12 protein-coding genes are annotated in these 12,201 nt (G+C 68.2%); 7 read left to right on the forward strand and 5 right to left on the reverse strand.

Annotated features, from left to right (window positions below):
• Window positions 1-216 precede the first annotated feature (216 nt).
• Complete coding sequence (locus tag DSHI_RS11180; RefSeq protein ID WP_012178866.1) at window positions 217-906, forward strand: aspartate/glutamate racemase family protein; 690 nt, start codon at window positions 217-219, stop codon at window positions 904-906.
• Between the two features lie 77 nt (window positions 907-983).
• Here the strand turns inward: DSHI_RS11180 and DSHI_RS11185 are convergent, their stop codons facing one another.
• From DSHI_RS11185 to DSHI_RS11195, 3 genes are all read right to left on the reverse strand, one after another.
• The gene (locus tag DSHI_RS11185; protein ID WP_012178867.1) at window positions 984-1,574 is read right to left on the reverse strand and encodes a TetR/AcrR family transcriptional regulator; all 591 of its coding nucleotides are present in this window, start codon (window positions 1,572-1,574) and stop codon (window positions 984-986) included.
• The gene (locus DSHI_RS11190; protein WP_012178868.1) at window positions 1,575-2,018 is read right to left on the reverse strand and encodes a methyltransferase family protein; all 444 of its coding nucleotides are present in this window, start codon (window positions 2,016-2,018) and stop codon (window positions 1,575-1,577) included.
• Window positions 2,019-2,220: 202 nt separating this feature from the next.
• A complete protein-coding gene (locus tag DSHI_RS11195; protein ID WP_012178869.1) occupies window positions 2,221-3,138 on the reverse strand; it encodes a trypsin-like serine peptidase in 918 nt (305 codons plus the stop codon).
• 95 nt (window positions 3,139-3,233) lie between these two features.
• On the opposite strand from DSHI_RS11195, the gene DSHI_RS11200 reads away from it, so the two are divergent.
• Both DSHI_RS11200 and DSHI_RS11205 read left to right on the forward strand, forming a co-directional pair.
• Window positions 3,234-3,821, forward strand: a complete 588-nt coding sequence (locus tag DSHI_RS11200; RefSeq protein ID WP_012178870.1) for a nicotinate-nucleotide adenylyltransferase — start codon at window positions 3,234-3,236, stop codon at window positions 3,819-3,821.
• A gap of 88 nt (window positions 3,822-3,909) precedes the next feature.
• A complete protein-coding gene (locus tag DSHI_RS11205; RefSeq protein WP_012178871.1) occupies window positions 3,910-4,245 on the forward strand; it encodes a hypothetical protein in 336 nt (111 codons plus the stop codon).
• 39 nt (window positions 4,246-4,284) lie between these two features.
• On the opposite strand, the gene DSHI_RS11210 is transcribed toward DSHI_RS11205, so the two are convergent.
• On the reverse strand, window positions 4,285-4,707 hold the full coding sequence (locus tag DSHI_RS11210) for a tellurite resistance TerB family protein (protein WP_012178872.1): 423 nt from the start codon (window positions 4,705-4,707) through the stop codon (window positions 4,285-4,287).
• 122 nt (window positions 4,708-4,829) lie between these two features.
• Between DSHI_RS11210 and DSHI_RS11215 the strand changes: the two genes are divergently transcribed.
• Window positions 4,830-6,488 (forward strand): lysine--tRNA ligase, encoded by a 1,659-nt coding sequence (locus DSHI_RS11215; protein ID WP_012178873.1) that lies wholly within the window; start codon window positions 4,830-4,832, stop codon window positions 6,486-6,488.
• A gap of 88 nt (window positions 6,489-6,576) precedes the next feature.
• Window positions 6,577-6,978 (forward strand): DUF4864 domain-containing protein, encoded by a 402-nt coding sequence (locus DSHI_RS11220; RefSeq protein WP_012178874.1) that lies wholly within the window; start codon window positions 6,577-6,579, stop codon window positions 6,976-6,978.
• Window positions 6,979-7,261: 283 nt separating this feature from the next.
• Here the strand turns inward: DSHI_RS11220 and dacB are convergent, their stop codons facing one another.
• Window positions 7,262-8,749: a D-alanyl-D-alanine carboxypeptidase/D-alanyl-D-alanine endopeptidase gene (gene dacB / locus DSHI_RS11225; protein WP_012178875.1), complete on the reverse strand. Its 1,488-nt coding sequence runs from the start codon at window positions 8,747-8,749 to the stop codon at window positions 7,262-7,264.
• Window positions 8,750-8,900: 151 nt separating this feature from the next.
• Between dacB and DSHI_RS11230 the strand changes: the two genes are divergently transcribed.
• Window positions 8,901-9,731 carry a DMT family transporter gene (locus DSHI_RS11230; RefSeq protein ID WP_012178876.1) on the forward strand — a complete coding sequence of 277 codons (831 nt, stop codon included), beginning with the start codon at window positions 8,901-8,903 and terminating at the stop codon, window positions 9,729-9,731.
• Between the two features lie 158 nt (window positions 9,732-9,889).
• Window positions 9,890-12,181, forward strand: a complete 2,292-nt coding sequence (locus DSHI_RS11235; RefSeq protein WP_012178877.1) for a glycosyl hydrolase family 28-related protein — start codon at window positions 9,890-9,892, stop codon at window positions 12,179-12,181.
• The last annotated feature ends 20 nt before the right edge of the window (window positions 12,182-12,201 follow it).

The following is a 12,201-nucleotide window of genomic DNA, read 5'->3' on the forward strand; positions in this document are numbered from 1 at the left end:
CCGGGGCCGGGGGCCGGGCCTTGGTGGACCAAGCCCCCCTGCCCCGGAGACCGCGCGCGGCCCCGGCCCATGGCTTGGCGGGTCTCGTCCGACCGCGGGGCCGGAACGGGGCCCGGGATCTGTGCGGGGCGGGACACGCAGCGGCGCTTCACTTGCGGGCCGGTTTGCCATAGGCCTTGGCGCAGGCATCGTAGCGCGGGACCGCACGGCGAAGACATGAAAACGATCGGAATTCTCGGGGGCATGTCCGCCGCGTCCACCCAGCTCTACTATTCCGAGCTGTGCAGGCTCACGCGCGCACGGCTCGGCGGCCTGCATTCGCCGCAGCTTCTGATACGGTCGCTGGATTTTGCCGAGATCGAGGCGCTGCAGGCCGCGGGCGCGTGGACCCGCGCCGGCACGATTCTGAACAGCGAAGCGCAAGCGCTCGAACGGGGCGGGGCCGGGATCCTGCTTCTGGCGACGAATACCATGCACAAGCTGGCGGATCGGATGATGGAGGGCGTCGGAATCCCGCTGCTGCACATTGCGGATGCGACGGCGCAAGCGATCCTGCAGGCCGGATTGCGGCGTCCGGGGCTGATGGCAACCGCCTTCACCATGGAGCAGCAGTTCTATACCGGGCGCCTGAGGGCCGCAGGGCTGGACCCGGTCCTGCCCGACCCGTCCGACCGTGCCACGACGCACCGGGTGATCTATGACGAGCTGTGCAAGGACATCCGGACCGAGCGGAGCGAAACCGCGTTCGTTCAAATCGCGGGGCGCCTGGCCGATGGGGGCGCGGATTGTCTGATCCTGGGCTGCACCGAGGTCGGTATGCTGCTCCACCAAGGCAACGTGGCCGTTCCGGTGTTCGACACGACGCGCATCCACTGTGCGACCGCACTCGACCGCGCCATGGCGTAACCTGCAAGCGGTGGGCGGCGCCCCTCCGGTGGCCGTGCGAAAGCCGAGCGCGGGCTTGGCCCGTTTCGCAGTTCTGGCTAGGTGCCCTTCGACCGCGCAAGACTGCGGGTCAGCAGGTGGCAGATCGCCCGCGCGGCCTCGTCCGTGGCGCGGGCGCGGTAGGCGGCGATGTTCTGGGGTGTGCGAAACAGAAGGGTCGCATTCTCGACAAGCGGCACGGCGTGGTCCGCGTCCTGCGCCCCGACCAGATCGCGCAGGATCCGCGCGAGATCGGCGCGCAGGGCGGCGGCGTGGGACTGGACGAGGTCCATATGCGCGCCGGCAAGCTCCAGGTAGGCGCGAAACAGCTTGGGGTTTGCATCGAAGCGGTCGCGCTTGATCCGTAGGATGGAGAGCACCCATTGCTCCAGACGCGCGTCGGGCGGGGCATCGGCGCTGGCCGCGTCTGCGGAGGCGGTTTCGACAGCGTCGAACCACCGGGCCGCAAGTTCCCGGATCAGGTCGGCCTTGGTCGGAAAGAACGTGTGCACATGGGACTGGGACATGCCCACGCGTTCCGCCAGGTCCGACAAGACCAAGCGCCGACCGTCCGTTTCTTCGAGCTGGGCTTCCGCCTCGGCGATCAGCCGCGATCTGATCTTATCCGTATCGGGCTTGGGCCTTGCCATTCAGATCCATCGTCTTGTTGTCCATGCGTAGTCGTCATAGGCGGATCCGAAGGTGTCTCGCATCCGCTTTTCCTCATGCGGGATGTACCAGAAGATCGCGGTCAGGAGAAAGGCCAATGGGGCAAGCAGCGCACACCAGGTGTTGACGTAGAAGGCCGCCGCCAGAAGCAGCAGGAAAAAGCCCAGATACATCGGATTGCGGCTGTAGCGGAACGGTCCGTCGGTGACCATGACCTTCGGTTGCCGGAAGGTGTGGATCTCGGCATCCCGGCGCTTGAAATGCCAAAACGCCCAGGCCAGCACCACGAGACCGAGCGACAGGGGAACATCCCAAGGCATGGCTGCATTGGCGCGCATCACCAGCGTTTCGGGATGCAAGACGCGCAGAGGGACCAGGGCCGAGAGCAGGATCAGAACCAGGATGGGAGGAATGAGTCGGGTCATGGGCATCTCCGGATAAAGATTATAAATAAAAAATATATTTTATCATTTAATGTGAGTCAACGAGAGAGTGTCGCGGCGCGCAGAGGGCCGCCTTCGGCGGTTTGCGCGTGGGCCGGGGGGGCGCCGCGAACGGGGGCGGTGTCGTCACCGGCGGACCGGTTCGGTCTGGCCGGGGCCGATCGCGCGGCAGGGCGCGGGGGGCTCAGCCCGGCGGCGGGGTGAGGTCGGGCCAGGTGCGCACGGCGTCGGGGGCGTGGTGGGTGAGCCAGGCGCCCAGATCGGTCGCGTCGCTCTCGGGCAGGGCCTTGCGCCAGGTCGCGGTGTAGGCCCCGTGGCGCTGGGGCACGCGCAGGGCGGGCGGGCCGCAGGTGGCGATATCCGGCGTGCCGCTGGCAAACAGCACGGCGATGACGTGTTCCTGCGGGCCTTGCGGTGTCTCCAGCATGGCCAGCAGGGGGCTGCCGCTGTCGCCGGTGAGGATGCGCGCGCCGTTGGGGCGCACGGGCGGCAGGGCGAAGAGGGTGCAGGCGTTCTCGGTCCAGGGGCGCACGGTGCCGGTCTGGCGGACGGCGCCGTCGAGCTCCTCGACGCTCGCCGCGCCCCAGCCCGCGTGGCGCAGGGGGAAGTCGCGCCAGGGCGGCGGCAGGCCCTCGGGGCCCGTCACAAGCACCGGCAGCGGCGTGGCCACCGCACTCGGCACGTCGTGGGACAGTCGCAGGAGCGCCATGTCGGCGCAGGCCGGCAGGCTGTAGGCCTCGGCCTTCATGGAGATGCGGCGGCTGGCGCTGTCGGTGCCGAAGCGCGCGACCGGCGCGGCGCGGGTGGGGAAGGTTGTCCAGGCGAAGGGGTCTTCGTGGGGCTCTTTGGATATCTCGTGCTGCTGGGGGAAGCGGGCGCAGCGAGGCGGCGCCGAATCGAGCGCGGGCAGGCGTTGATGTGGGGCGATGCAATGGGCTGCGGTCAGGATAACGGTCGGCGTGATCAGCGTGCCGGTGCAGCGCCCCAGCGAGACCACCGCGTTGGCGGCGGGCGTGTTGGCATCGTCGCGCACCTCCGCCGGGGCGGCGGCGGGCAGCAGCAGGACGCAGAGCGCGAGCAGGAGGCGGAGGCCGGTGGGCATGGGTCAAACCTAGGCAGTCGGGCCGGGCAGGTCGACATGGAATTGACTTGGCCGCGGGCGGCCCCCATCAAGGCCCCTGGCACAGGAGAGGCGGGATGCGGTCAGGGTGGCCAATGGCCGGGACGGGCCAGACGGTGGGCTTGCTGGGCGGATCCTTCGATCCGGCCCATGGGGGGCATGTGCATATCACCCGACAGGCCCTGGCGCGCTTCGGGCTGGATTGGGTGTGGTGGCTGGTCAGTCCGGGCAACCCGCTCAAGCCCAACCCCCCTGCCCCGCTGGCGCTGCGCTGTGCCCGGGCGCGGGCGCTGATGCGCCATCCCAGGGTGCGGATCACCGGGATCGAGGCGGAGCTGGGCACGCGCTACACCGCCGAGACGGTGGCGGGCTTGCGCCGGTGCTATCCCGGGGTGCGGTTCGTGTGGCTGATGGGGGCGGACAACCTGGCGCAGTTCCATCGCTGGGATCGGTGGGACGAGATCATGGCGCAGGTGCCCGTGGGGGTTCTGGCCCGGCCCGGGCAGCGGCTGGCCGCCCTGCGTGCCCCGGCGGCACAGCGGTTTGCGGGTGCGCGGCGCGGGGCGGCCGGGCTGGGCCGCGCGCAGGCCCCGGCCTGGGCCTTCGTGAACGTGCCGCTGGTGGACCTGTCCTCGTCGGAGATCCGGGCGCGCGGGGACTGGTAGCGCGGGGCGCTCGGGGGGTTCGGGAAACTTTCCAGGGGTTTGGGCGTTGAGCCTGTGAAACGGACATCACGCCTGGAAAGGACAGAACATGAAAACGGGACTTATCATCGGGGTCGGCGCCGTCGCCGTGGTCGCCATTGCGGCCGCCAGTTACATGATCGACGTGGAGCAGACAGAGGACGCGCAACTGCCGAATGTGGAGATCGACGTGGAGGGCGGCCAGCTGCCCGAGTACGAGACCACCGTGGGCGACGTGGACATCGTGGACGAGACCATGACCGTGGACGTGCCGGAGGTGGAGGTGACCACACGCGAGGAAGAGGTGACGGTGCCGATGCTCGACGTGCAGCCGCCGGGCGAGGACAGCCGAGCCGCCGAAAGCCGGGAGGCGCGTGAAAATGCGCCAGCGCAGGCTGTGCAGTAAGGGTTCCGGGGGCGCCGAGCGGCGCCCCTTTTTCGTGCGTCAGCCCAGGGTCATGTGACGCGCCCGTGCGCCCCGCTCGATCGCGGCGGCGTTGAGCCGGTCGACATTGAGTTCGAACCGGACCTCTTCGAGAAAGCGCAGCTCGGGCTCGTCGAGCGTGCCATCGGCGGCGACCACGTCGCAGGCCAGCGCATAGGCGGTCTCGTTGAGCTCCGCCGGAAGGGCCTCGCGCAGCAGCCCGAAGAGCGCATCAAGCCCGTCTTCCTCCTCGAACAGGTCGAACACCGCGCGGCTGAGCGTCGGCAGGCGGTCGGCGTCGAAATCCGCGAAGATCGGCAAGTGGTTGATCGTCTGGTTGATTTTCACCAGCTCGGAGGTTTCGATATGCTCGTTGGACGCGGAGGCGGCCACCATGAGCGCCACCAGGGCGTCTTGTGGGCTGAGTAGCGGGTTGGTGCTCATCTCTGGGTCCTTTCTGGGTGCATGCGGCCTAGATATTGACCTGCGCGCGCGCCCGCAATAGGCAGCGCGGACGCGGGTGACGGTTTGCCCGCCCCGTTTCCGAGCCCCCCGAGGAAGAGCAGATGACCGAGAGTTTGCGCGAGATTGCGATGGCGTCGAAGGCCTGGCCGTTCGAAGAGGCGCGCCGGGTGCTCAAACGCTATGCCAAGGGCGCGCCGGAGAAGGGCCATGTGCTGTTCCAGACCGGGTACGGACCGAGCGGGTTGCCGCATATCGGCACCTTCGGGGAGGTGGCGCGCACGACCATGGTGCGCCGCGCCTTCGAATTGCTGAGCGACATTCCCACCAAGCTGATCTGTTTTTCCGATGACATGGACGGGTTTCGCAAGGTGCCCGGCAACGTGCCCATGCAGGAGGAGTTGCGCGCGGACCTGAACCTGCCGCTGACGAAGGTGCGCGACCCGTTCGGCACCCATGCGGGGTTCGCCCAGCACAACAATGCGCGGTTGTGCGAGTTCCTCGACAGTTTCGGGTTCGAGTACGAGTTCGCGAGTGCGACGGAGTATTACACCTCCGGCAAGTTCGACGAGATGTTGCTGGTGGCGCTGGAGCGGTTCGACGAGATCCAGAAGATCATGCTGCCGACCCTGGGCGCGGACCGGCAGGCGACCTATTCGTGTTTCCTGCCGATCAGCCCCAAGACGGGCCACGTATTGCAGGTCCCGACCCTGGAGCGGAACGTCGCGAAGGGAACCATCGTCTATGAGGAGCCGGATGGCGAGCGGGTGGAAATCCCGGTCACGGGCGGCAACGTCAAGATGCAGTGGAAGCCCGACTGGGCCATGCGCTGGGCCGCGCTCGGCGTGGATTACGAGATGTCGGGCAAGGATTTGATCGACAGCGTGACCCAGTCGAGCAAGATCTGTCGCGCGCTTGGCAAGCGGCCGCCCGAGAGCCTGTCTTACGAGTTGTTCAACGATGAGAACGGGCAGAAGATTTCCAAGTCCAAGGGCAACGGGCTGAGCATGGAGGAGTGGCTGACCTATGCCGCGCCGGAATCCCTGCAATATTTCATGTATCTCAAGCCCAAGACCGCCAAGCGGCTCTATTTCGACGTGATCCCCAAGGCGGTGGACGAGTATCACCAGCAGTTGCGCGCCTATCCGGGCCAGGACGCCAAGGGGCAGCTGAACAACCCGGTGTTCCATATCCACGGGGCGGATGTGCCCGGCTCGGACATGGTGGTGTCGTTCGCGATGCTGCTGAACTTGGCGTCGGTGTCGGGTGCGGAGAACAAGGATGCGCTCTGGGGGTTCATCCGGAAGTACGCCCCCGAGGCCACCGCCGAGACCCATCCGGGTCTGGACGCGGCGGCGGGTTTCGCGGTGCGGTATTTCAACGATCGGATCAAGCCGACGCGCCGCTTCCGCGCGCCCAGCGACCAGGAGCGGGCGGCGATGGCGGATCTGGCCAAGGCCCTGCGCGACCCCGGTCTCGGCGCCGATATGATCGCGCGCAAGAACGCGGCGGCAGGCCAGGAGAGTGCGGTCACCACGCTGGATTACGGGTCGGACGAGGACCTGCAATCGGTGTGTTTCGCCATCGGCAAGCTGCACGGGTTCGCCAATCTGCGCGACTGGTTCAAGGCGCTTTACGAGGTGCTGCTGGGCGCGTCCGAGGGCCCGCGCTTTGGCGGGTTCGCGGCGCTTTACGGCCCCGAGGCCACGGCGGATCTGATCGACCGGGCGCTGGCCGGGGAGCTGATCGGGGACGCCGCCTGAGGGTTCGGGGGCGAGCCATCGGCCGCGCGGATTGACCCGGGGCGGGTTCGGGATAGGTCTTGGGCCGGAGCGACCCGGAGGACTTTCCATGATCAGACGGACTTTTCTCGCAACGGCGCTGGCCTTCGCCGCCACGGGCGCGCGGGCCGATGCCGCGCAGATCGAGGCGGTGATCGGGGCGCAGCTGGAGGCGTTCAAGGCGGATGATTTCGCCCAGGCGTTTTCCTATGCCTCGCCGATGATCCAGACCATGTTCGGCACCTGGCAGCGCTTCGGCAGCATGGTGCGCAACGGCTACCCGATGGTGTGGCGGCCCGCGGAGGTGCGGTTCCTGGAGCTGGAGGATCGCGGCGGGAGCCTGTACCAGCGGGTCCGCATCCGGGACGCCCAGGGGGGATCGCATCTGCTGGAATACCAGATGATCCGCAACCAGGCCGGATGGCGGATCAACGGGGTGCAGATCCTGCGCGATACCAGCGTCGGGGCCTGAGGCCGGGCGTGTGGGGGCGCTGCCCCCGTCGCTGCGCGACTCCCCCGGAGTATTTTCGCACAGATGAAGGCAGGCGCGGCCCACGGGGGCTGACCCGGGGGCCTTCGGTGTGCCGCCGGGCCGTTAAGGTTAATGGCCCGAAGGGCAGGGTTTGGGGGGCGCGTCGGGAGGGATCCCTTGGGGAGCCGTCAAGGTTAACGGGGCTGAGGTGTCCTGGGGGCGTCATTCGTTTCTGTCGACGCAGGGCGCGACATTGCCACGCGTGGGCCCGGACACGGGGGGGTCAGGCGCCGTAGAGGCGGCTCCAGCGCAGGACGAGATCATTTTGCAAACGGCGCGCGCGGCGGGCCCAGGCGCGGCCCCCCTCGGGGCGTTCGCGTTCGGCGCGGCTGAGGGCCGCGCGGCGGTCGATGTCGGCCGAGAAGATCGCGAAGGCCAGCGCGCGGCCCGAGGGTGGCGTGATGTAGCCTGCGAGGCCGGAGACGAAGTTGAGCGTGCCGGTCTTGGCCACCACCTGCGCCGGGGCGCTGGCCATGCGCGCGCCGCTGGCATCCCGTGGCAGGTAGGGTTTCAGCAGCGGCGTGAGCGCGGTTCGGGTGCCATGGGTGCTCAGCAGGCGGGCCATGTCGAGGCTGGAGATGCGGGAGCGGTCGCCGAGGCCGGAATGGTCGGCAAAGCGGATCGGCCCTGCGCCCATCAGTTGGGCGCTGTGCCAGGCGGCCATTTGCGCGCCGGAGGCTTGGAGGCTGTCGGGGCGGGCGCCGAGCGCGGTGGAAGCGGTCAGGCCGATGCATTCGGCGGTGACGTTGGTGGAGTATTTCAGCATCCCGCGCAGCAGGCCGGGGAGGGTTTCGCTGTCATGGCTGGCGATGAGCGTCGCGGTGTCCGGCAGCACCGCCAGGGGCGGGCCGAGGGTCACGCGGATGCCCTGCGCGCCGCAGAGCGTGCGGAACACGTCCGCGGCATAGGCGGCCGGGTTGCGCACCGGGAGCCAGCGGCCGCCCTCGGCACCCAGGGCGTCGCGGGCGACGGTCCAGTGGTCGGCTGCGCCGCGTTGTTCGTAGGTGTAGATCGGCAGGTTCCGGGGCTGCACCGACATGGACGACACGCGCACCTGCGGGCGCAACGCGCCGGTGCGGGCGTCCATGGTGATGGCATAGTCGCTGCCCTGGCGTTTCCATTCGAAATAGACCCGGTTGAAGTTGAGGTTGAGCCCCGCGATGGCCGGGCTGTAGCCGAGGTGGTCGGGCTGGCCCGGGTCGATGGAGCGGATCTCGGGGAGCGCGCTGCCCTGCACCCGGAGCGCGCCCGCGACCTCCGAGACCCCGGCCGCGCGCAACCGGTCGGCAAGCCCGGCCAGGGCGGCGGTATCGAGGCTGGGATCGCCGCTGCCGGCGAGGATCAGGTCGCCGTCGAGGCGGCCCGCGCGGATCGGGCCCGTGGCCAGCAGGCGGGTGGTGTAGCGATGTTCCGGCCCCAGCACGCGCAGCCCGTAGAGCGCGGTGGCGGCCTTGGCGACGCTGGCCGGTGGCAGGGGGGTGCCCCCGGCGACGGATTCCAGCGCCAGCCCGCTGCGCAGGTCGATCACCGCAAGGCTGGTCTGTCCGCCGAGATCGGCGGCGCGCAGCAGCTCCCCGAGCTCGGGCACGGCGCGGCGCCAGAGCCCGTCGGGTCGGGGCGCGGGGTGCGGCGAGCTGCCGAGCGCGCGGGCGGCGCCGGGCAGAAGGGCGGCCTGCGCGGCCAGCCCGCTCAGCAGGGCGCGCCGGTTCATCACGCGTCCCTTGGGTGTGTTTGCGCCAGACATGGCCCGACTAAAGCGCATCAATCGGGCCGGAACAAGAGAGCGCGTCCGCGCTTGTCAATCTGCGCCGCTTTGCCCTAAGCGGAGGGGGTTGATCCCTGCCCTGCCCCCCGGAGGCGACATGGCGCGCACGGTTGCCCTGATGCTGTTGGCCATGAGCCTGATCCCGCTGGGCGACACCGCGGGCAAGATGCTCGTGGGCGCGGGTGTGTCACCGTTTTTCGTGGGCTGGAGCCGGTTTGCCCTGGGCGTGGTGCTGGTGCTGCCGTTCATGGCCGGGGCGTTCGAGTCGCGGATCTTTCTCGATTGGCGGATCTGGCTGCGCGGAGCACTGATCGGGGCGGGGGTGGCCTGCATCCTGACGGCGCTGAGGACCGAGCCGCTGGCCAATGTGTTCGGGGCGTTCTTCGTCGGGCCGATCCTGTCCTATTTCCTGTCGGGGGTGCTGTTGGGGGAGCGATTGTCCACCGGGCGGACGCTGTTGCTGCTGATGGGGTTCGCGGGGGTGCTCTTGGTGGTGCAGCCGGGGTTCGGGATGACCGTGGGGCTGGGCTTCGCGGTGGCGGCGGGGGTGTTCTACGGGCTCTTTCTGGTGGCGAGCCGGTGGGTGGCGGATGTGGCGCGGCCCCGGGCGCTCTTGCTGTCGCAGGTGGCGATTGCGGCGCTGGTGCTGGCCCCGTTCGGGCTGAGCACGGTGCCTGCGTTCAGCTGGCCCGTGGCGGGGCTGGTTTTATGGTCGGCGGCGGGCTCGACCCTGGGCAACCTGATGCTTGTCATGGCGTTCCGGCGGGCGGAGGCGGGCCAGCTGGCGCCGTTCGTCTACTTCCAGCTGATCGCGGCGACGATCCTGGGCTGGCTCTTTTTCGGAGAGCTGCCGGGGGGGCTGGCCCTGGTGGGGCTCACGATGCTGGTGGGGGCCGGGTTCGGCTCGCTGCTGTTGCGCCGGGGGTGAGCGTACGCCGGGTTTCCGAGGCGTTAACACCCCCGGGGTAATCTGCCCGCAATGCCGGATCCGTCCGGCGCATTTTCCGACAGAGCACAGTGGGTTTTCGGCCTGGCGCAGAACGCGCGGGGTGAGCTGCGCCTGTATGTCAATCGAAAGGGGTTCGGATGAACAAGGCGATCACCGACGGTTTGGATCTGATGCCGCCGCCGTTTTCGGCGGGGCTGGATGTGTGGTCCCAGGGCAATGGGACACCGCCGACCGCGACCTGGAACGGGGCACCGAACGCGGTTCTGGTGCCGTCCGACGCGGATTTCGGCAGCTGCCTGGAAATCCAGAAGGTCAACAACACCACGCGCATCCGCTACAAGGGCGAGACGCCGATCCTACCGGGCTGCTACCTGCGGATCACGGCGCGGGTCAAGGTGCTGTCGGGCGCGCTGCCCGATGCGCGGATCGGGGCCTGGGCCGGGGCCGCGGGCGGCGCGAGCGTGGGCGGCATCGTCGAGGACGGGCCGCTGGTCTCGATCGACAGCTTCGGCGAGGTTTACGAGATCTCGGCCATCGTCGGCTCGGGCAGCCGCGGCGGCGTCGACATGGCCTGGGGCACCACGCCGATCTACGGGCATTTCGGGCTGGACCTGAGCGGGCCCAATGGCGGGCTGATCCGGATCGACGACATCCGGATCGAGGATGTGACCACGGTCTATCTGCGCAAGATGATGGACTGGGTCGACGTCAAGGATTACGGCGCGCGCGGCGACGGGGTGACCGATGACAGTGCCGCCTTCATCGCCGCGGATGCGGCCGCGAACGGGCGCCGGGTGCTGGTGCCCGAGGGGCTCTATTTCCTGGCCGAGCATGTGACCATGACCGCCGAGACCCGGTTCGAGGGCACGGTGACCATGCCCGACAACAAGCGGCTGTCGCTGACGCGGAATTTCAATCTCAACGCCTATTTCGACGCGTTCGGGGACGAGGTTCTGGCCTTCAAGAAGGCGGTGCAGACCTATCTGAACTTCTCGGACCACGATGTTCTGGACCTGTCGGGCCGGTCGATCTCGCTGACCGAGCCGATCGACATCCATGCCGCGGTGGGCAACAAGGACACCTCGACCATCCGCCGGGTGATCCGCAACGGGCAGTTCAACTGCGCCCCGAGCCCCGCCTGGGACACGGTGGAGGCCAGCTCGGCGGCGAGCTACACGGTCAACACGCCCTTCGAGCTGTTCGATGTGGAGAACATCGCGCAGATCCAGCCCGGCAGCCTGGTGGAGGGCGAGGGCGTGGGCCGCGAGGTCTATGTCCGCGACGTGAACGTGGGCGCACGGCGGCTGACCCTGAGCCAGCCTCTGTACGATGCGGAGGGAACGCAGACCTACACCTTCCGCAAGTTCCAGTATGCGCTGGATTTCAGCGGCTTCTCGCGGCTGGCCAAGTTCACCTTGCAGAATATCGACCTGCGGCTGAACGAGAACGCCTCGGGCATTCTGCTGGCGCCCGATGGCGACGTGTTCGCGGTCGAGGAATGCGATTTCACCAAGCCGAAGGATCGCGCGATCACCTCGCACGGGGTGGGGTGTCAGAACCTGCATGTGGATCGCTGCCAGTTCCTGTCGCCGGAGATCGATGAGGATGTGATCGATCGGACCTCCATCGGGATCAACATCAATGCCAACGATGCCAAGATCCGCGACAACCGGGCGGTGCGGTTCAAGCATTTCATGGTGGTGCACGGGGCCGGCCATATCTTCACCGGGAACCACTGGTTCCAGGGGGATGGCACCCTGGGCGGGCCGCGCACGGCGGGCATCGTGCTGACCAACCTGAACGTGAAGACCACCTTCACGGGCAACTACCTGGACAACAGCACCCTGGAATGGACCAACGAGCATGACGCGACGCCGGATTTCGGGGTCGAGCTGTCCTTTGGCGGGCTGACCATCACCGGCAACATCTTCACGGTGAACGGCGCCGGGCCTTGGTTCCGGTTCATCCAGATCAAGCCCTATGGCGCGGGTCATTTCATCCAGGGCCTGAGCGTGTCGGACAATGTGTTCAAGTCGATCAATGGCGAGATCGACCGGGTCGAGGGGGTGGATGCCTCCATCGCGCCGCTGGATGTGGGCCGCACGCGGAACGTCACCTTCGACGCCAATGCCTATAACGCGATCACCCGGATCACGGTGAACCCGGTGACCCTGCCACTGGAGCAGAACACCGAGGCGCAGCAATGGGTGCTGGACACCGATGGCTACCTGCCCTTCGAGGGGCGGGCGCGGTTCGTCACCGGGGTGATCGCCGAGGGCAACATCACCGACGACACCGGGCGGCTGGTCTATGCGATGCCGACGATGAACTTCAACCACGGGCCGGAGCGCGACCAGGTGCGGCTGAACTGGCCCGAACCGTGCAAGGGCACCGTGCATGTGACCGTGCGCGCGGATCGGCCCGTCTGAGCCGGGGTCCGGGCGAGGTC

It is taken from the genome of Dinoroseobacter shibae DFL 12 = DSM 16493 (genome assembly GCF_000018145.1).
GTDB classification, from domain to species: Bacteria; Pseudomonadota; Alphaproteobacteria; order Rhodobacterales; family Rhodobacteraceae; genus Dinoroseobacter; species Dinoroseobacter shibae.